Annotated in this window: 27 protein-coding genes; 17 read left to right on the top strand and 10 right to left on the bottom strand. The window is 50.0% G+C overall.

All coding sequences use genetic code 11. The features are described 5' to 3' along the window. Positions 1–141: 141 nt before the first annotated feature. Positions 142–537: a lactoylglutathione lyase gene (gene gloA, locus J9260_RS01140; protein WP_210219235.1), complete on the bottom strand. Its 396-nt coding sequence runs from the start codon at positions 535–537 to the stop codon at positions 142–144. Between the two features lie 173 nt (positions 538–710). Here gloA and J9260_RS01135 point away from each other — a divergent pair, with 173 nt between their 5' ends. From J9260_RS01135 to J9260_RS01125, 3 genes are all read left to right on the top strand, one after another. Then, positions 711–1,100: a hypothetical protein gene (locus J9260_RS01135; protein WP_210219234.1), complete on the top strand. Its 390-nt coding sequence runs from the start codon at positions 711–713 to the stop codon at positions 1,098–1,100. A 67-nt stretch (positions 1,101–1,167) separates the two neighbouring features. After that, entirely contained in the window at positions 1,168–1,878 is a 711-nt protein-coding gene (locus J9260_RS01130; protein WP_246499563.1) for a response regulator, read from the top strand. Beyond that, positions 1,875–2,960: a sensor histidine kinase gene (locus tag J9260_RS01125; RefSeq protein WP_246499561.1), complete on the top strand. Its 1,086-nt coding sequence runs from the start codon at positions 1,875–1,877 to the stop codon at positions 2,958–2,960. Before J9260_RS01130 ends, J9260_RS01125 begins: the two co-directional genes overlap by 4 nt. A gap of 21 nt (positions 2,961–2,981) precedes the next feature. Here the strand turns inward: J9260_RS01125 and J9260_RS01120 are convergent, their stop codons facing one another. The 3 genes from J9260_RS01120 to J9260_RS01105 all read right to left on the bottom strand — a co-directional run bounded on the left by J9260_RS01120 (position 2,982) and on the right by J9260_RS01105 (position 4,818). Then, entirely contained in the window at positions 2,982–3,794 is an 813-nt protein-coding gene (locus J9260_RS01120; RefSeq protein ID WP_210219232.1) for a hypothetical protein, read from the bottom strand. Between the two features lie 27 nt (positions 3,795–3,821). After that, positions 3,822–4,352, bottom strand: a complete 531-nt coding sequence (locus J9260_RS01115; RefSeq protein ID WP_210219231.1) for a protein N-terminal glutamine amidohydrolase — start codon at positions 4,350–4,352, stop codon at positions 3,822–3,824. A 121-nt stretch (positions 4,353–4,473) separates the two neighbouring features. Next, a complete protein-coding gene (locus J9260_RS01105) occupies positions 4,474–4,818 on the bottom strand; it encodes a UPF0175 family protein (RefSeq protein WP_210219229.1) in 345 nt (114 codons plus the stop codon). A gap of 89 nt (positions 4,819–4,907) precedes the next feature. Here J9260_RS01105 and J9260_RS01100 point away from each other — a divergent pair, with 89 nt between their 5' ends. Together J9260_RS01100 and J9260_RS01095 are read left to right on the top strand one after the other, a co-directional pair. Continuing rightward, on the top strand, positions 4,908–5,213 hold the full coding sequence (locus J9260_RS01100) for a type II toxin-antitoxin system prevent-host-death family antitoxin (protein WP_246499559.1): 306 nt from the start codon (positions 4,908–4,910) through the stop codon (positions 5,211–5,213). Beyond that, a complete protein-coding gene (locus J9260_RS01095) occupies positions 5,213–5,629 on the top strand; it encodes a type II toxin-antitoxin system VapC family toxin (RefSeq protein WP_210219228.1) in 417 nt (138 codons plus the stop codon). Before J9260_RS01100 ends, J9260_RS01095 begins: the two co-directional genes overlap by 1 nt. A gap of 3 nt (positions 5,630–5,632) precedes the next feature. Here J9260_RS01095 and J9260_RS01090 read toward each other — a convergent pair whose 3' ends face one another. After that, positions 5,633–6,100, bottom strand: a complete 468-nt coding sequence (locus J9260_RS01090) for a DUF695 domain-containing protein (protein WP_210219227.1) — start codon at positions 6,098–6,100, stop codon at positions 5,633–5,635. A gap of 115 nt (positions 6,101–6,215) precedes the next feature. Between J9260_RS01090 and J9260_RS01085 the strand changes: the two genes are divergently transcribed. Both J9260_RS01085 and J9260_RS01080 read left to right on the top strand, forming a co-directional pair. Continuing rightward, positions 6,216–7,334 (top strand): Fic family protein, encoded by a 1,119-nt coding sequence (locus J9260_RS01085; protein ID WP_210219226.1) that lies wholly within the window; start codon positions 6,216–6,218, stop codon positions 7,332–7,334. 86 nt (positions 7,335–7,420) lie between these two features. Further along, on the top strand, positions 7,421–8,617 hold the full coding sequence (locus J9260_RS01080) for a methionine gamma-lyase (protein ID WP_210219225.1): 1,197 nt from the start codon (positions 7,421–7,423) through the stop codon (positions 8,615–8,617). 5 nt (positions 8,618–8,622) lie between these two features. On the opposite strand, the gene J9260_RS01075 is transcribed toward J9260_RS01080, so the two are convergent. From J9260_RS01075 to J9260_RS01065, 3 genes are all read right to left on the bottom strand, one after another. Next, a complete protein-coding gene (locus J9260_RS01075) occupies positions 8,623–9,009 on the bottom strand; it encodes a VOC family protein (protein ID WP_210219224.1) in 387 nt (128 codons plus the stop codon). A gap of 130 nt (positions 9,010–9,139) precedes the next feature. Further along, complete coding sequence (locus tag J9260_RS01070) at positions 9,140–9,538, bottom strand: hypothetical protein (protein WP_210219223.1); 399 nt, start codon at positions 9,536–9,538, stop codon at positions 9,140–9,142. 73 nt (positions 9,539–9,611) lie between these two features. Then, positions 9,612–9,950: a TfoX/Sxy family protein gene (locus tag J9260_RS01065; RefSeq protein ID WP_210219222.1), complete on the bottom strand. Its 339-nt coding sequence runs from the start codon at positions 9,948–9,950 to the stop codon at positions 9,612–9,614. Positions 9,951–10,251: 301 nt separating this feature from the next. On the opposite strand from J9260_RS01065, the gene J9260_RS01060 reads away from it, so the two are divergent. Then, a complete protein-coding gene (locus J9260_RS01060; protein ID WP_210219221.1) occupies positions 10,252–10,689 on the top strand; it encodes a DsrE family protein in 438 nt (145 codons plus the stop codon). 84 nt (positions 10,690–10,773) lie between these two features. Here J9260_RS01060 and alkB read toward each other — a convergent pair whose 3' ends face one another. After that, on the bottom strand, positions 10,774–11,421 hold the full coding sequence (gene alkB / locus J9260_RS01055; RefSeq protein ID WP_210219220.1) for a DNA oxidative demethylase AlkB: 648 nt from the start codon (positions 11,419–11,421) through the stop codon (positions 10,774–10,776). Positions 11,422–11,627: 206 nt separating this feature from the next. Here alkB and J9260_RS01050 point away from each other — a divergent pair, with 206 nt between their 5' ends. The 7 genes from J9260_RS01050 (at position 11,628) to J9260_RS01020 (ending at position 17,118) form a co-directional block, all read left to right on the top strand. After that, positions 11,628–12,893 (top strand): hypothetical protein, encoded by a 1,266-nt coding sequence (locus J9260_RS01050; RefSeq protein WP_210219219.1) that lies wholly within the window; start codon positions 11,628–11,630, stop codon positions 12,891–12,893. Continuing rightward, positions 12,893–13,915, top strand: coding sequence for a hypothetical protein (locus tag J9260_RS01045; RefSeq protein WP_210219218.1), 1,023 nt, complete (start codon positions 12,893–12,895; stop codon positions 13,913–13,915). The genes J9260_RS01050 and J9260_RS01045 overlap by 1 nt, the downstream gene beginning before the upstream one ends. A gap of 103 nt (positions 13,916–14,018) precedes the next feature. Next, positions 14,019–14,246 (top strand): hypothetical protein, encoded by a 228-nt coding sequence (locus J9260_RS01040; protein WP_210219217.1) that lies wholly within the window; start codon positions 14,019–14,021, stop codon positions 14,244–14,246. Positions 14,247–14,366: 120 nt separating this feature from the next. Further along, positions 14,367–14,522, top strand: coding sequence for a hypothetical protein (locus J9260_RS01035; RefSeq protein ID WP_210219216.1), 156 nt, complete (start codon positions 14,367–14,369; stop codon positions 14,520–14,522). After that, positions 14,515–14,748, top strand: a complete 234-nt coding sequence (locus J9260_RS01030) for an HNH endonuclease signature motif containing protein (protein ID WP_210219215.1) — start codon at positions 14,515–14,517, stop codon at positions 14,746–14,748. Before J9260_RS01035 ends, J9260_RS01030 begins: the two co-directional genes overlap by 8 nt. A gap of 252 nt (positions 14,749–15,000) precedes the next feature. Further along, on the top strand, positions 15,001–16,524 hold the full coding sequence (locus tag J9260_RS01025; RefSeq protein WP_210219214.1) for a Fic family protein: 1,524 nt from the start codon (positions 15,001–15,003) through the stop codon (positions 16,522–16,524). A 39-nt stretch (positions 16,525–16,563) separates the two neighbouring features. Further along, positions 16,564–17,118, top strand: coding sequence for a hypothetical protein (locus J9260_RS01020; RefSeq protein WP_210219213.1), 555 nt, complete (start codon positions 16,564–16,566; stop codon positions 17,116–17,118). A 60-nt stretch (positions 17,119–17,178) separates the two neighbouring features. Here the strand turns inward: J9260_RS01020 and J9260_RS01015 are convergent, their stop codons facing one another. Continuing rightward, positions 17,179–18,036 (bottom strand): EamA family transporter, encoded by an 858-nt coding sequence (locus J9260_RS01015; RefSeq protein WP_210219212.1) that lies wholly within the window; start codon positions 18,034–18,036, stop codon positions 17,179–17,181. Positions 18,037–18,468: 432 nt separating this feature from the next. Between J9260_RS01015 and J9260_RS01010 the strand changes: the two genes are divergently transcribed. Next, a complete protein-coding gene (locus J9260_RS01010; protein ID WP_210219211.1) occupies positions 18,469–18,876 on the top strand; it encodes a hypothetical protein in 408 nt (135 codons plus the stop codon). Next, entirely contained in the window at positions 18,845–19,198 is a 354-nt protein-coding gene (locus J9260_RS01005) for an iron chaperone (protein ID WP_210219210.1), read from the top strand. Before J9260_RS01010 ends, J9260_RS01005 begins: the two co-directional genes overlap by 32 nt. Positions 19,199–19,295: the final 97 nt, after the last annotated feature.

Genomic DNA, 19,295 nt, shown 5'->3' with positions numbered 1-19,295 from the left:
TGTTGATGATTTACAGGGAAATGATTTGATTAATAACAAACCACTTGTTTTAGTTATAAGCTATTGACTATATTTTGGTCAATTGATTTTTTGTAACATCCATTGTTACAAAAAATCAGCAGCAATGTGATCCATCTGAATTCATGTGCGCTGGTGCTTCTCGCCAATCAGCTCAATCTGATAGCCATCCGGGTCTTCGAGGAAGGCGATAATGGTCGTACCCGCATTCATCGGCCCGGCTTCGCGGATGATCTTGCCGCCCGCTGCCCGCATTTTTTCGCAGGCGGCGTGCACATCCGGCACTTCCAGCGCGATATGCCCGAACGCCGTACCCAGTTCGTACTGATCCACGCCCCAGTTGTAGGTCAGCTCCAGTACGGTCTGGTCGGTTTCGTCGCCATAACCGATGAAAGCCAGGGTGAATTCGCCCGCCGGATAGTCCTTGCGGCGCAGCAGTTGCATACCGAGGACGTTGGTGTAAAACGCAATCGAGCGTTCCAGATCGCCGACGCGCAGCATGGTGTGAAGGATTCGCATGGTAAAACTCCTGAAAATACGATCCGCCCATTCTGCCCCGATCGGGTCGTGGCAGCAAATCTACACAAAACTTTACATTCACTGCACATTCCAGCAACGCACGCCGTTCATGATTAACCCATACCAGCCAGACACGGGTTGGTTCCAAACCACTCATTTTAGGAGCATTGATCATGACTGACGTAAACCAGACAACAACAGACACCACCACTAACACTACGGAAACCACCGCCAGTAACCCGGCAGCGGACAACACCACGGCTGACACTTGCCGCTGGCATAAATGCCGTCCCTTTGGGGATCAGCACGGCTGGCATGTCCCACACGCTGGCAAAAAGAAAGTGGTGTTGGGTGTGTTCCTGATTACACTGCTGGCATTCATGGCAGGCAAGGGTTGCAGCCACCACCCGCACGGACACTGGCAACACCGGGGGCAAGCAGAACAGCCCGCCGTTACCCAGTCCTACAACGGACAAAACCAGCAAATGCCCTTAAGCATGATGCTGGATGGCATTGCTGCCACCCCGGAACAGCGGGCCAAAGCGGTTGATCTACTGCATTAAGTTGCATTTGGGCGATAATCAAGGCAGCGTTACCCCGTGACGCTGCCCTTACCCGTGGAGAATGAACGTGCCGGAACCCTTGTTGCTGATTGATGACGATGTGCGTTTAAGCCAGATGCTGGTGCAATATCTGGGCGAAGCCGGTTTTGCCGTCACCTGTGCCGCTACCGGCAAAGCGGGCTTGCAGCTTGCCAGTCAGGCGCATTGGGGCTTGATTATCCTCGATCTGATGCTGCCGGATGCGGATGGGCTGGATTTGTGCCGCACCTTGCGTAATGGCAATACGGCATCCATTCCCATCCTCATGCTCACCGCGCGTGGCGATGCCACCGACCGTATTATCGGGTTGGAAATGGGTGCGGATGATTACCTGCCGAAACCGTTTGAACCGCGAGAATTACGCGCCCGCATCAAGGCTATCCTGCGGCGTGGGGCACGCGATGCCACGCATGTGCCGGTCTTGCGTTTTGGACGTTTGGAAATCGACCGCGAAGCCCGCGAACTCCGTGTCGATGGGCAAGTGCGCGAAGTCACCAGCTACCAGTTCGACCTGCTGGTGGCGATGGCGGAACGTGCCGGACGGGTATTGAGCCGCGAACAATTGCTGGACATGGTGAAAGGCGAACCGCTGGAAGCCTTCGACCGCTCGATTGACGTACACATTTCACGCCTGCGGGCAGCCATCGAAGACAACCCCAAACATCCGCGCCGTATCCTCACTTTGCGTGGGGCAGGGTATGTGTTCGCACGTGCACAAGACAGTGACGATGCCTTATGAAAAAAAACTGCCGCCACCCCGGACACCACATGCGCCAGCATCTGGAAAGCCATTACCTCAAGCACATTGAGGGCGTGGAAGAACCGCGCCGCTTTCGCCTGTTGCGCAAACGCCTGTTCCTGCAAATCTATGTGGTGGTGGTCAGTAGCGTCTTGTTGGTGTCGGCACTCTCCGGGGTGCTGCTGCATTTGCGGGCGGAAGGCGTGACCCACATCCCTATTATCCCGTTGTTGATGTTGACCGCGTTGGTGGTGTCACTGGGGGCGTACCCAATTGCGCGTCGCCTCACTTACCGTCTGGAACAGTTGCGCCAAAGCGTGGAAGCCCTAGGCGAAGGCAAGCTCGAAACCCGAATGCCGGTCAAGGGCTGTGATGAAGTGGCGATACTCGCCAGCAGTTTCAACCAATCCGCCGAGCGTATCCAGACCCTGCTGGTTGGGCATCGCCAACTGCTGGCGAATGCTTCGCACGAATTGCGCTCGCCACTAGCACGGCTGCAAATGAGCCTCGCGATGCTGGCTGAACAGCAACACCTAGAAAACACGCCCGCTGTGACTGCGATGCGTCAGGACATGCGCGAACTCAACCAGTTGGTGGAAGAAATCCTCCTCGCCAGCCGTTTGGACACGCTCGAAATCCCACTCGAACAGCAAGCCGTCGACCTTGCTGCTTTGCTTGCCGAAGAATGCGCCCGCACCTCCGCCGACTGCGAAGCACAAGCCTTGCAAGTCATGGGCGATGAACGCTTGCTGCGCCGTTTGCTCCGCAACCTGCTCGAAAATGCTCGCCGCCACGGCGGAGGTGAAGTCACTGCCCGCTTGTATGGCACTGATTCGCACACCCTGACCCTGCAAGTGCTGGATCGTGGCGCGGGCATTCCCGCCGACGCACAAAGCCGCGTATTTGAACCCTTCTACCGCCCCGCTGGTCATGGGGAAGCACAAGGTGGTTGGGGGCTGGGTTTGAGTTTAGTCAGGCAGATTGCCACCCGGCATGGTGGCAGTGTGGTATGCAAATCCCGCGCAGGGGGCGGGACGGTGTTTGAGGTGGTGTTGCCGCTTCAGCAAGCCGGTATCGGGTAACGGCTACTTGCCAGCCAACGGTCATGCCAGCCGCGCCATCACCAGTTCCATATTCGCCACCGCCAACCCCGGTTTAACCTCAAACACCTTGTGGCTGTCAGGAAACTGCTGGTGCAATTGCGCCAGTGCGGTGAAGTAATCCCATGCCTGCGTGTAGTCATCCGCGCTGTTCAAGCCGAGGCTTTCGCTTTCCACAAAGGTGAGGTGTTGGTCAGTCAGCCCGTTGTTGGCGTGCAGGTGGAAATGCAGCCGCACGCCCTTATCTTCCAGTTCATGCAGCCATTGCAACCATTGCGGCAGGCTTTCCGGTGACCAAATCTTGGCATGACCGATGTCGAAACAGCAGTGGACGTAACGCAGCTCCAGCCGTTCCACCAACTCAAACAACCAGCGATAAAACGCCAGCGAGTGGAAGGTATTCTCGATGTGAACCGGGTGGTCGTATTCCGCACAAAAGCGTTCCAGCAAACGCAATTGCCGTGTCAGATGTTCGCCTAGTGCGTCACGGAACGCGGGGCGATGACTGAGCGAATACTTGTGGGCGTGCATAATTGAATACGCCGAACCGATGGCTTTGGCGGAAGCAAACTGCTGGTGCAATTCCATTTCCTGCCGGTCAAGCCCAAACAGCGTCGCTTGGTAATGGTTAAAATGGGTGTTGATGGGGATCGGCTGGACGGCTTCGCGCAGAGTGGCAACGATGAATTCCCAGATTTCCGCATCGCCCGAATACAAGCCAACTTCCAGCGGGCGTTGCTGGGCAATGGCGGCATGAACCACGGGTGCTTCGTCCGCGAGGTTCTTTTTCATGATTTTGTAGCCGAATTTTTGCATGGTGTTGCATCCAATCAAGGGTTTACGTCACAGAAGCTGCGCTGCCGTCAGAATTTGCCCATAGTCCGCGTCGCTCATATCGGTAAATTTGCGCAAATTACTTTCGGCAACGCTGGTCGGAGGCCAAGGCGGAGGCTCTGCCAACCAGCCGTATTCATCGCGCATGTGCCGCCGGTCGCTCAACAACTTTTCGGCATATTCCACACTAGGCATGACCCGGAATAGCGGTACAAACCTCGGTTTTAACAGGGATTCATCCAAAAATGCTTGGCGAAAATAATCCGCTATAGGCGTGCAAAATGCCAAGGTGGTGTCGAAATCGAGAATGTAACGCGCATCCGGCGCGGCGTGCCACAGCAACACAACGTGGTAATCCCACAGCAGGGGTTCAGTTGGCGTATTCGCTTTGCGCTGGCAGCGGATGGGGAAAAACCTGCCTTTTGATGCCATCACAATCACATCGCTGTGCTGAAATTCTGGCTGCTGACACAGATGCCAGATGTTTTCTTCGCAATAGCTGGGCTGATAGCGGTAATGTTCCCGTTCGGGCAGTTTCATAACGCTTTTACATCTACTCCCCAACTCGCGTCAGGATTTGGCGGATAACGGCGGCGGCAATCCGAAAATCTGCCTGATGCAAAGTTTCAAACACTTGGCGGGCGGACGTGATCAAACCTCTTTACGACGCGAGCCATTGTTCCAGCGTATCCATGTCTTGGTTGGCTTCGGAGGCGGTTTGATTGATGACGGGAATACCCAGCCGTGAAATATGTGCGATGAAATCTGCCAACACCATATTGGCTAACCGGGCGGAACGTGCCAGTGACAATACCCCACCCTTGAATAGAGACGTTGCTAACGCCGTGCGCACACCGGGCATATCCAGCATTCCGCCAGTCTGGTTCAAACCAATCATGAGGGCATCGGGCTGGTCGCGGTTCATTACCAGCACCATATCTTCGTGGGCGTAGCGTAAAGCTTCACTAGGGTTGTTTTTCAGGCTGCTGATATTGACCGTTTTCATGCCTATATATCCAAGGATGGTTAGATAGGATGATTATAGGGGATAATCACACAAGTTATTACTGAATATACTTGTCTTGAGGCGCATTCATGATTGTAGTAATGTATCTACATCAGCACAAGATCAGCGAGGTACACACCATGATCACCACCCTTTCCAGCCGTGCGTTCAACCAAGATGTAGGCCACGCCAAGAAAGCCGCCATGAATGGCCCGGTTTTCATCACTGACCGTGGGCGGCCTGCACACGTGTTGCTGACTATCAGCGAATACCAACGCATCACCGGCAAATCAACGAGCATAGTCGAATTATTAGCCATGCCCTCAGTGACTGAGATTGAATTCGAGCCGCCCCGCCTGCGCGGTAAACTCTACCAACCTGCGGATTTGTCGTAATGTTTGTGCTGGACACCAACGTAGTTTCCGAATTGCGCAAAGCCAACACAGGCAAGGCGAACGCAAATGTTGTCGCATGGGCAAACAGTGTCCTACCTGCCAGCCTGTTTCTGTCCGTCATCAGTATTTTGGAACTGGAAATGGGCATTCTCCTGATTGAACGCCGCGATCAGGAGCAGGGGAAAATGTTACGAAACTGGCTTGAAAATCAAGTATTACCAACGTTTGAGGAGAGGATTCTGGCGGTTGATACCGCCGTTGCGCGGCAATGCGCCCGCTTGCATGTTCCCGACCCTTGCTCAGAGCGCGATGCGTTGATTGCCGCCACTGCCTTAGTCCACGGAATGACGGTCGTTACCCGCAATGTGGATGATTTCAAGCCCACCGGCATTGCCATTCTGAATCCTTGGGAGTGACCCTCATGCCGCCGCTGGCTTCAAACGCTCCACCACTTTCGTCGCATACGACAAGTAAAATTCGCCCTGCGCATCGGTTTCATGATCAAGGGTAATCGGGAGTTTTTCACCCAAACCTTCCGCCGCATTGAGCCGGTTCTGGAAGGCGGATTTATTGCGTGCCAACCAGATAAATTCGCGGTGAGCAGGCTCGGTAAACACCATCACCAATAACGCGGCATGATCGGCTTGCATCACCGCACACAAAGCGTTTTCAAAATCTTTCATGCGAGTGAGTTCTGCCGCGCTGGGCAGACCTTCTGCGTCGAGTTCGGCAAACTCCCACAAAATGCTGAAGCGTTCGGGGTAGTTCCGAAACGGGAAATTCACCCCCACATCCAGCACCCGCAACAGGTGTAAACCGTCATCCGCTGCGGCTTGTTGCACCACTGTCCACGAAGGTTCGGCTGGGTTGCTAGTGTTGTCGGTCATGGTCATTCACCTAGGTTTGCTGCAAAGCCGTCATCTTAAACTAAAAATGTGCCTAATATTTCCATGCCTCATAAAATAAGCTATAAGTGAGCTATAGAATAACGGCGAATGACTCATGACATGGAACTGGCAACAACCCGACTGGCCTAACTTCAGCTTCGACCCGCTGAAGCTGATGCCATTGGAAACCGCTTTTGCACACGAATCCGGCTTGCTGCTGGGCGCATTCACGCACCTGACGGAAGACAACCGCATCCAGTTGAAAGTGGAAATGGTCAGCAACGAAGCCATGCAAACCTCAGCGATTGAAGGCGAATACCTCAACCGTGACAGTGTGCAATCGTCGATTCGGCGGCAGTTTGGTTTGCAAACCGATCGACGACAAGTGACACCTGCGGAATACGGCATCGCAGAAATGATGGTGAATTTATACACCCACTTTCAGCAACCGCTCAGTCATCAAACCCTGTTCGACTGGCATTCGATGTTGTTGAACGGGCGGCGGGATTTGCAGGTAATCGGCGCGTACCGCACGCATGTTGAAGCCATGCAGGTGGTTTCCGGGAGACTGGACGATCCCAAGATACATTTTGAAGCCCCACCTTCCGAATGGGTTGCTGCGGAAATGGCTACCTTTGTGGATTGGTTCAACCGCACCGAAACCAACGCACCGCACGCATTGCCGCCCCTGATCCGCGCAGGCATTGCCCATCTGTATTTCGTCAGCATCCACCCGTTTGAAGACGGCAATGGGCGTATTGCCCGCGCTTTGGCAGAAAAAGCCCTTGCGCAAGGCTTGGGGCAACCCACGCTGATTGCGCTTGCTCACACCATCGAACAGCACAAAAAAGCCTATTACACCGAGCTGGAATGGGCGAACAAGGCGAACAACATTCAACGTTGGCTGGCGTATTTCGCCGAAACCGTGCTGGCGGCAGTACGCCATTCGCGCCAGCAAGTCGAATTCCTGATCGGCAAAACCCGTTTGTATGACCAAGTGCGTGGCAAACTGAATTCACGTCAGGAAAAGGTCGTGGCGCGGCTATTTGCGGAAGGCATCGGCGGGTTCAACGGCGGTATGAGCGCGAAAAACTACATCAGTTTGACGAATGCCTCCCGCGCAACGGCTACCCGCGACCTGCAAGATCTGGTTGAATTGGGTGTGCTGCACAAAACCGGGGAATTGCGATATGCGCGTTATTGCATCAATTTAGCGGTGTGTATCGACAATTAGGCCACCGATGGTTTCAAACGCTCCACCACTTTCGTCGCAGATGTAATACTATCCGCGAATACCAAAATCACCAGCCAGAGGAACACATGAGTAAACCAACCCACGAAACACTCGGATTTTCCACCCGCGCAATCCACCATGCTTACGACGCTTATGCAGGCACGGGCGACTTGAATCCGCCGGTACACATGAGTTCCACCTACACCTTCCCCACGGTGGAAGACGGCATGAAACGTTTCGCGGGCGAGCAACAGGGTTTCGTGTATTCGCGTGTTGGCAACCCCACCACGGTGTTGCTGGAACAACGCCTCGCTGATTTGGAAGGCGGGGAAGCGGCGTTGGTCACAGCCTCCGGCATGGGCGCAACCGCCGCCTTGCTGTGGACGTTACTCAAACCGGGCGATGAAATCATTGCCGATAAAACACTGTACGGTTGCACTTATGCGTTTTTCAATCACGGGCTGGCGAAATTCGGCGTAACCATTACCCACGTCGATATGGCTGACCCCGCCAACCTTGCGGCTGCGATTAGTGCGAAAACCCGCATCGTATTCTTTGAATCGCCTGCCAACCCCAATATGCGTTTGGTGGATATTCCGGCGGTTGCGGCAATCGCTCACCAGCACGACAATTGCAAAGTGGTAGTCGACAACACTTATTGCACGCCTTATTTGCAACGCCCGCTGGAATTGGGCGCGGATTACGTGGTGCATTCCGCCACTAAATACCTCGGTGGACACGGCGATTTAATTGCAGGAGCCATTGTTGGCGATGCGGAAACGCTGACTCAAGTGCGCTTTTACGGCATCAAAGATATGACTGGCGCGGTAATGTCATCGCAGGATGCATTTCTGGTGTTGCGCGGTTTGAAAACCCTCGCGCTGCGGATGGATCGGCACTGCCAAAATGCGCAAGCGATTGCCGCCTTCCTTGCCAATCACCCCGCCGTCGCAGTCTGTCATTACCCCGGCTTGGAAAGCTTCCCGCAATACGCTTTGGCACAACGGCAAATGGCACAACCGGGCGGCATGATTGCGTTTGAACTCAAAGGCGGCTTTGAAGCAGGTTGCCGTTTCATGAACGCACTCAAACTGATCACCCGCGCGGTAAGCCTCGGCGATGCGGAAAGTCTGGCGCAACACCCCGCGAGCATGACGCATTCCACCTATACGCCAGAAGAACGTGCAGAACACATGATCAGCGAAGGACTGGTGCGGATTTCAGCGGGTCTGGAAGACATCGCAGATTTACTGCGGGATGTGGAACAAGCGTTGTGTCATTGAAAGCGTCAGGTGTTCAAATAATTTGAAACTTCGATCAGATTCATGTCTGGGTCGCGGAAATACACAGAAAGAATGGAGCCAGTTGCTCCTGTACGTTGGACTGGCCCCTCAATTACTGCGACATTGCACGCAGTAAGGTGGTTTATTACCTCAGATAGCGGAGTTGACGTGATAAAACACAAATCAGCAGAACCGGGGGTAGGTTGTTGTGCTTTTGGCTCAAACTCTTTTTGATACTGATGCAAGTTGATTTTCTGCGAGCCAAAAGACAGAGCCTTTCGATCACCAGCAAAAGTAACAATGCCCATGCCCAAGACACTGGTGTAAAAGGTGGTGGTAGCCTCGATATTGCTAACGGTCAACACCAAGTGATCAAGATAATCAATTTTCATGGCGAGTTCTCATATGGTCAACCTTTGAGATAATCAGCCTCACACTGTCTTTACGCAATCAAGTGTGCAAGACACCATTCCCTTTTGCTATTCGATACACTCACCCACTGCGTGAGTTTGACTCGTGGAGCTATGGATGGTGGGCAAGACGCAAACGCGGCATAAGCGCAAAGACCACCAGCATGACAAGGTACACCGAGCCAGAAATTTTGTCGCGGCTGGCGAGGTATTCCGCCAGTGATTGGCTTTGCAGCACAACAGCCAGTACCAGTTCCGCGCTAACGGACAGTGCCAAGGCAGTAAACCCGACCACCAGCACACGACCACGGGTTTGCACTTCGGGGTAACGCCGCAGGATGTAGCCCGCCGCGACAACGATGACCATTGCCATGATCGGCATTTCGGCAAGCTCTGCCCAACGTTCGCCGAGGTGAGGTACGACAAAGAGCACACGCACGCTGCCCAAGAGAAAACCTGCGCCCATCACGAGGGCAAAGTAGAGAAAACTGGCGCGAATCATAGCGGTCATGGGCTGCTCCGTTTCGATGAATGCGAGGCTTGAACATCATCCTGTCACGCCTACGTCGCTTAAACCAGTTGTTTCACGTTGTTTTCTTCGGCTTGGCTTTTTTTGGGGCAGGCAACGGCAATTCACTAGCCGTTAGCCGAATCAGCTCCGCCATTGCCCGCTGGTCATCCAACTCTTCGCCAATCAGAAAATGCGGCTTCGCGCCCGGATAGGGCGGTGCTTCGGTAATGCTGTCGAGTTTGGCACGTCCTCCCGCTGTCGGCTTGACGAACACTTGGTTGTCGCACACCAGTGCCACCACTTTGCCGTCGCAATACAGCGCGTATTCACCAAACATTTTTCTGAAGGTGATTTGCCCCGCACCCTGCATCTGGTCGCGGACGTATTCGACGAAACTTAACTCGGTTGCCATAGCTTTTGCTCTCCGAACCAACGGGTAGATTGTGGAAGGAAGTGGGGTTTTACGTTAGCAGTCATGATATTACAACGCTTGCCGAAACGTCAGGTTGATACGCGCTTCAGTCCACGGTTCAGTGGGGTGTTGAAGAGGTTGAGGTTCATGGGGGGATTTTAACCGGCTTCTCTGATATTTATCATCAGCCCCTGCAAACCCATCAGTTAGCATGATGGTAAGCCTTAAGGAGAAGGCGAGTTACGCAAAGGAAATCAATTGACTTTCCCTGTTCTGTTTTAAGATTTGAAGGAGAAAGTTTATGAAACTGAAATCAATATTATCTTCCGCGCTAGTTACAATGATGTTGTTAGCGTCTTTTAGCGTAAAAGCGGCGGATGAAGTAAAAGGTTTGTTTGTTGTTGTGACGACACCTGACCCGCAAACACAAATGATGGCAATGGTATTATCAACCCAGACCCTTAAAAAAGGCAAAACTGTGCAGGTATTGCTGTGCAGTGCTGGAGGGGATCTTGCTCTTAAAAATACGCAAGAAGTTATTTTAGAACCCCAAAAGAAATCCCCACAAATGCTGTTAAAAAACCTGATGAAAGAAGGGGTAGTCGTGCAGGTTTGCCCGTTGTATTTACCCAATAAAGGGGCGGCACTGACCGATGTAGTAGAGGGCGTGACTCAGGCTGACCCTGCATTAATTGCGGATGTGCTGTTACAACCTGACGTTAACTTATTTGCCTTTTAGGGAAAATACCGTGTAGCCCCGCCGTATCCACTCCGCTAATGATCGCGGGTGGTGCGGTGGGGTTTTGTATTAATGGCAATGGCATTACAACGCTTGCCGAAACGTCAGGTTGAGACGCGCCTCACCCAGCAACGGGTGTTGTCCCGCTTTGAGTGGTGCAATGCCGTGGAACACCAGCCGCGCTTCCCTGCCCCACACCACCACATCGCCGTGCAGCAATGGCACTTTCAGCACCTTGTCACTGCGCTGCAAACCGCCCCACAAAAACGTCGCGGGCAAACCCAACGACACCGACACAATCGGCGCGGTCAGATCGGGTTCGTCGCGATCTTGATGCAGTGCCATTTTCGCACCCACTTGATAACGGTTGATCAGGCAAGCATCCGGCTGGAACGCGGGGAAACCTGCCGCCAGTGCTGCGGCTTGCGCCAAGCTGCGGAAATCCGCTGGTATTGCAGGCCAGGCTTGCCCACTCAGCGGGTCAGTGGTGCTGTAGCGGTAGCCTTTGCGGTCGGTGATCCAGCCCGCCGTGCCGCAGTTGGTCATCGCCACCGACATCGTATAGCCGCCGGGCGTTTGCATCTGCCGGAACGGGGCTTGGGCAGCAATGGCGTGGATGCCTGCCAGCAAGCTGTCGGTGTGGGCGGTGGCGTATTGGCGCAATACCTGCGCACCGGGGCTTAAGGGTTCAGTCCACTGTTCGGGCGGGGTGTTGAAGAGGTTGAGGTTCATGGGGGGATTTTCAGCGAAAAAACACTGCATGATAGTGATAATTGACTGTATAATCTTGAGTAATCTATAGCCAAATAGGAAAATTTTCCGTAATGACAATAAGTCATCACTCAGCACAAGTGGTTGTGTATTCTGATTAGCGGTTTCCGCATAGCCATGTTATGGATGGCTTCCGTTTGAGCATGGTGATTTCATGAGTACAAGAAATGGATTATGAAATGGATAAGAAGACACAAGGTGCATGGATTGTCCACCATGCTGAAAAGTTAAAATCTGTAACAAATGCTGACAATGAATTTGAACAAATTAATTTTGCCGGAAAGTGTGGTGTTTTGTTGTCAAGTTTGTCTTCGGATAATCAGAGTGTATTGGATAATAATCGCGTAAATGCTTTAGCACGAGCGGCCAATATTAATGCAAGAACGGAACTTCCTGCATTTTTAGGCGAACTCGAAAGACAAAGAATAATTTCAATAGGTAAAAATGCAATTGAGGTTTTAGGATTGCACGCTGGCAGCGTTTTAGAGCATACATCAAGAATATTTGAAGAGTCATCACCTGAAAGTAAAGAAATTGCTGTAATTCAACTAGCAGAAAATTGCTCTCAGCTACCGATGGATGAAAAGAATGCAAAAGAAATTATATCCGATTTATTTAAAATAGATTCATCTGACATTAATAATTTATTTCACAATGCCGAGTGCATAGGATTTATAGATAGCGAAGAAGCTTATAATAAAAACAAACTACTGTTTAACGGTAACTTGTTTCGAGGCACTGATACTAAAAAAGCTTACGCCATTATTAGTGCAATGAACCAAAATGATAATTTAAAGCTAAAAGAAGTAAACGATATGCTGGCTAAGGAAGGATGCTTAAGTGCGGCAATAGTAAAGAGGATACTAGGTAATGATTTATATGTAAAGGCTCAGTCGATAGCATTATTCGATGTGAACGCTATTGGTAATGAAAGCGGACGCCATGAGTTTGTTACACGACCATCTGCGTTTAATAAATACTCTAATTCAACAGTAGAAGATGCGTTCGATCTTGCGAAGGCGTTTGTTACCTCTTTGACTTATGGCATGACTTCAAGTGCTTATAATCGAGGTCGAATTCAAATGATTACAGCCTTGCTTTCTAAATTAAATCGTGGTGAGTGGGTCGGGCCAGCAACAGCAATAGGTCAAGACTATCAGATTTTGGAAATGAAAGGAGTTGTTAAAGTTGAGAAAGTAGTTGGCAATCGGTGTAGAATGAAGTTATTAAAACGAGACGTTGGACAGTTAGCTCTACAAGTAATAAACGAAGGTGATGCTAGTCAAAATTCACTTGAATCATTGCCAAGTGTTTCTGTTACTACTTATCAAGCCCCAGAACAAACCAGGCAGTTAATTCGTAAAAATCAAACCACACCAATGAAGCGCAACGTTGGTGAAATATTGAATCAGCTAAGAACAGGGGGAATATAATGTCTAATGCCGAGTTAAAAAAAGGAGAAAATGCAGAGGAAAAGTTAAGACTTTACTTTCTTAGCCTTGGTTATTTTGTTGTTAGATCAGTAAAAGCTGAATACAAGGGATTCGATGTTACAGACGTAGATTTATTTTTATATTCAAGATCTTCTCCTATTTCACGAGAAAGAACCAATGTTGATATAAAAATGAAACAGCGTCCCCAAGCACTGGAAAGAGTTTTTTGGACGAGAGGATTAAAAGAAGTCCTTGGTTTAGAAAAGTGTATAGTTGCCACTACTGATAAAAGAAGTCATGTGGGGGAGTTTGGAGCTAAAAATGAAGTTTTAGTATTAGATGGTAACTTTATGAACAAGCTAGACTCTACAAATCGCTATTCTATAGAACGACTAAATGAAGAAGAATTTATTTCACTCATGGAAAATTATAACTCTAAGAGCTGGAAAAAGGATTACGAAGAAGCCAAGTCAAACTTATTAAATAGATTCAATTTTGATGGATTAAATAGCCTACTTAATAAAATAAAGAATTTTATGGAAGAAATCTGTTCGGGGCATTCAAATGAAGTATGTTATCGTGCTTTATATGTCTATATCGCATATTTCTTAATCACGTTGGATTACTCAATAAAAGATTTTAGCTATAAAGACCAAAAAGACCGCTCTAAACTAATTTCAGAAGGGGTTCGATTTGGCGAAATGGGAAAGAAGAAATCAGAAGAAATTATTGCTATGTCTTCAGCACTTATGACATCATTTATGAACAAAGAGGATTATGATATTAATGCCATTGAAAATGAAGTGTTATCTCAGTTCATGAGTATTCCATCTACAGATATTGCTGACTACCTTGGGAGTACAAAAATGATGCAACGTTTACTCCCAATAGCTATCGAGTTAGAAGGCAGTGCCTTTAATAGAAAGTATATAACCCCACTGGGAATGTCATCAGAAGTACAATCAATACTTGGGCTACTTTGTGATTTCTATTCTATTGATCGGAAGCGAATCTTGGTATAGAAGTACATAAAAACATGCTGCTACGGGAACTGTACTCGTTAGTACACCAGAATTTCCGCAAAGTGCGGATTACACTCCATACGCTCTAATAGAGAGAATGATAATGAATATAGACATTAAGATTTTGAGAAAAGGTGACTCTGTATTAAACGTCTTTAATTATATGAATAGCGTAGCTGTATCTGTAAAAAGAAAAAATGGGCATATAGATATTTTTTTACTTAATGAAAATAATGAAGGCATTCCTGAAATCGCTTCTATATGGAAAATCAGCGAAGGTGATAATGAAATAGAAGTAAGCAAAGGCGATATGAAAATTTCTACATTTTAAGGTGGTTACATGCGTTGTAGTAACTGTAACCAAGAAGGTCACAATCGTAGAGTATGTCCAAATGCAGTTTCAACCAATGAAGAATCCAGAGACAGAGTCATTATCCTACGAATAGATGGAATGACTCAAGAAGAGCAGAATATAATGCACTCAGAGTTGGTGAAGCTAAAGAAAAGATTAACTTCAGATAAAGCAAAAGCAACTCTTGTTGAAGGCAACGCTAAAGAGTTACCGAGCAAGATTAAAGCATTGCTTGAAAATCAAAATAATGATTAAGAAACGCCCATATTCTCATGCAAAAAATCAGCGAGAAATTAAAGAAATACAAGCAAATATTTGCATTTTTTGCTGGAGTAGTGAAAAAAAGGAAGCTAGAGGACATCACCTAATTCCCTACTCAGAAGATGGCAGTGATAACATCATCAATTTTGTAACTCTATGCAATGATTGTCATAAAAAATACCATGCAGGAAAATTAAATATTGACATTTATAGATTTTGATAATCGGACAAATCATGGATGACTAGAAACTAGCAGAACCATTTATTCCTTCGTAAAGCGTTGGACTGCATTTTTAGCTCGTTTGTAAGAAATCCCCAAGGCTCTGTCACGTTTTTCTGCAACTAAACTATTGTTCCGTGCGTCTTTTTTTAAAAAAAAGCACAATAACCTAAAGATCGTACAACACAATAACCTAATAATGGTATAGCATGATAACCTAAAGATTGTCTGTCACAGCCCGCGAGTACCCCCATGTCCCCAGCCGACAAACTGGCACAATCCCTGAGTGTCTTGAAAGCCTTGCAAGACCAACAGCGCGTTGGCATCCAAAGCAGCGAGCTAACCCGCACCCACCGCGAACGCCTGCTGCAACAAGGTTTCCTGCGCGAAGTCATGAAGGGCTGGTTCATCCCCACCCGCCCGGATGAACGCCAAGGTGAAAGCACTTCTTGGTACGCATCCTTCTGGGGTTTCTGCCACGATTATCTAAATACCCGCTTCGGCACTGAATGGTGTTTGGGCGCAGAACAATCCATCAGCCTGCACGTCGGCAACTGGACAATTCCCCGGCAATTGCTGGTACGTTCCCCCAAGGCAGGCAACAAACCGGTTGCACTCTTGCATGGCACATCATTGCTGGATTTGCGCTTGGAGATTCCCGCCCCTGCATACATCCAAACCCTTGACGGTATTCGCGTTATGCGGCTGGAAGTGGCAATTATCCAATGCTTACCGCGTCAATTCAGTGCCAATCCGATTGAAATGCGGGCAGCGTTGGCGATGTTACCCGATGCGTCCAACCTGTTACGGCATTTGCTAGAAGGCGGCAATAGTGTCGTGGCGGGGCGTTTGGCTGGCGCGTTCCGCAATATCGGGCGGGATGCCATCGCCGATAATCTACTTGCCACCCTCCGCAGTGCCGGTTACAGCGTTAGCGAGCAAGACCCATTTGCGGATAGGCCGACGTTACCTTTGCAAAGCCGCAGCCATTCCCCCTATGTCAACCGCCTGCGCATGATGTGGCAGCAATACCGCCAGCCTGTCATCGAGCATTTCAACGTTACCCCCAATCCAGTCACGGATGCGACAAGCTACCTGCAACACGTCGAAGAGGTGTATCTGACCGATGCTTACAACTCCCTCTCCATCGAAGGCTATCGAGTCAACACCCAACTAATTGAGCAGGTACGCAGCGGGCAATGGAATCCGCAAACCAACCCCGCCGACCGCGAACATCTGGATGCGATGGCGGCGCGTGGTTACTGGCAAGCCTTTCAAGCGGTCAAACACAGCGTTGCCAAAGTATTACAAGGCGAAAACGCAGGTACGGTTGCCAGCCACGATCTCGATACGTGGTATCGGGAACTGTTTGCCCCCAGCGTTACCGCCGGTATCCTGAGTGCTGTCAATTTGGCAGGCTACCGCAATCACCCCGTTTACATCCGCCATTCCCAGCACGTCCCACCCAACCACGAAGCGGTACGCGAACTCCTGCCCGCCTTGTTTGAACTCATGGAAAATGAACCCGAACCCGCCGTGAATGTGGTGCTGTCACACTTTTTCTTTGTCTACATCCACCCGTATATGGATGGCAACGGACGTTGCGGGCGTTTCCTGATGAATCTCATGATGGCAGCAGGCGGCTACCCGTGGACAGTCGTCCCATTGGCAAAACGCGACGAGTACATGGATGCGCTGGAACAGGCTAGCGTTGGGCAAAACATTGTGCCATTTACCCGTTTCATCGCTGGGTTGGCAGCAAACCAGTGGAAATGAGTGCGCTATACTCACGACACAAACCATCAGGACACCACCATGATTCCCGTCGGCTATATGTACAAAAAAGTTGTCATCAAACCGGATTGGCTGCAAGCCGCCAACGCCGTTGATGTCTACTCACTCAGCAACTGCATTTCCCACGGCTTTGCCGATTACATCAACTATTGGGAACACAACGGTTACTGGCTATTCGATTCGCCCGCCATTATCGAAGCTCTCGCAGCGGCTGAAAATATCGACCTAAGCGACACAACCCTGTTTTATTACGAAGCCTATGAGTACGAATACATCGAAGAAACCGACACATGGGCAACGTTCGCACCCGAACCATCATGCGTGACCGAGGTGCAAATCCCAGCACACAAACACCTCGAAGGCTTTGATGTCACTACGTTTTCGGGACACGTCGAGCCGGAATGCTCACCACTTTCATGCAACGCATTAGCCGCTGATATTTCGGTCAACCAACATTGCCTGTTCAATACGTTTATTGAGGCAAAAGAAGCCATAGAACGTGGATTTTTCAAGAATTCCGAACCGGGGCCGTACCGGATTTTTGCGGTTTACACGCTAACGTTTGCCGAAACTTAACGGGTTCCCACATCACTACGGGAAGTGTTCAACATGGATTTCGGCGGTAGTGATATGACCCTACAACCCCATTCCCAACACCACCAACCCGAAGCTGATAACGATAGCCCCCAACAAGCGTTGCCGCCAATGTTCCCGCTCTTGCATAACAATAATCGCAAATAGGCTGGCGATTACGATACCGCTGTTGGTAAAAGCCACGACATAGGCCGCAGGCAGGTATTGCATAACATAAATCACTAACACATAGGCCGTACCGATAAATAACCCACCCGGCAATACGAAACGCCATTGGGGACGACACACAGGTACGACCCTCCCCTGTTGCCAGTAATTCAGTGCGCTGAGCAGTACGAAAGATGCGCCGTAGCCCAACGAAACATACCCCAATACAGCAGGCAAACTTGGTAAATAGCCTATTGCCACTTTATCGCTTAACGAATAAATACTGGTACAAAATGCCGCCAATACGATCCACGGTAACGCATGGCGGGCGTTTCCCTGTTTACCGCCGGAAGCGAGTAACCATAACCCGACCACACTGATCAGAATACCCAACAACGCTTGTGTGCCGGGGATTTCATCAAACCACAACCATGCCCAAAGAATAATCAATAACGGTGAGCTGCGAGCCAGTGGATAAACATACGCGGCGGGGGCTTTCGCATAAGCATGACGCAACCCAATGAAATATAAACTGTTAGCCAACATAGTCGTCACCATCGCCCCCACCAATGCCCACGACCAATGCGCATCCACCAGCAACCCGTAGACCCCTATCGGCCCCAGTAACACTAGGTGTGTTAACAGCCCCCACCACAAAAAATGGCACTGGGTGTTGACATGACGCGCCATCAAATTCCAAGAGACATGCATCAACACAGAAACGGCAATGAGTAACAAGGAGATCAATATCATGAAATCTCACACAAGGAGCTGATTCAAAAACGGCATCATAACTGATATTACGGTTGCGTCAGCCAATACCGCCACAGTTGTCATTTCCTGACAGCCGCGTCACTGCCACTAGCTGACGCACGCTATCGACGTAAAAACAAACCAATTAATTTTCAATAACTTGAATAAACAACTAACGTTGGCACGGGGGTTGCAATAACATTCTCAGTCAGAACAGTGCAACAGCAAAAGAATTTATCAGCAAGCCCCAAGAAGCAGAGAGCAGGCGTAATCATCAATAATAACAAGATGCCTGACCATGTTTCGACTCCTCTAACCCCCGCCCCAAAGCGGGGGTATTTATTTTGAAGCAATGCCCTAACGCCCGACTCGCCTGAACCGAAGTAAATCCGTATGCTTAGCCTTATTCAGACACGCATATGGAGCATCACCATGAAACCCCTGTTAACCATCGGCATCATCCTGACCACCTTGGTCAGCATTAACACCAACGCTGAAAACGCCACCCCGCTGGAACCGTTGTACAGTGCGCAATTCGATAACACTTATGTCACCATCGAAGTGCAGAGCAATGGCTGCACCCAGCCGGAAGATTTCACCATCCTCGCCAACGGCAAGGGCGGGGAAGCGTTCTCGACGCTGGGCATCCGCCGCGACCGGCCTGACACTTGCAAGGCAATGTCGCAACTGGTGCGCCTGCAACTGGAATTGCCACCTGCGCTGGCTGCACTGAAAGAACCTTACCGGCTGGAAAATCTGTTCGTCAGCAAGTCGCAGTTTCCCGGCGCAGCCAACACAGGAGATACGCATGACCGACCAAACCAAACTGACCAGCATTGACGCTTACCTGCTGTCGGTCACGCCTGAAGCCCGCACCATCCTTGCCAACATCCGGGAACTGATCCAACGCAACGTGCCTGATGCGCAGGAAACCATCAGCTACCAGATGCCCGCATTCAAGCGCAAACGCACCTTCATCTACTTTGCGGCTTTCCAGAAACATATCGGCATCTATCCGCCCATCAAACACGATGAAGCCTTGCTCAAGGAACTGCTGCCTTTCCGCAATGACAAGGGCAATTTGAAATTCCCGCTCAACCAGCCGATCCCTTACGAACTCATCGGCAGGGTGGCAACAGCCCTTGCGCAAGACTACGGATAAGCATTGAAACGCTCCTGACATAAGGGTGTCAGTAATCTTTTGCTATACTTCATACTTGACTGTATTACTTAACAAAAACACCTGAATGACAACCACC

This window comes from Thiothrix unzii (genome assembly GCF_017901175.1).
GTDB lineage: Bacteria > Pseudomonadota > Gammaproteobacteria > Thiotrichales > Thiotrichaceae > Thiothrix > Thiothrix unzii.
Note: the sequence above shows the minus strand (reverse complement) of the source record. Positions and strands in the feature narration are given on the sequence as shown.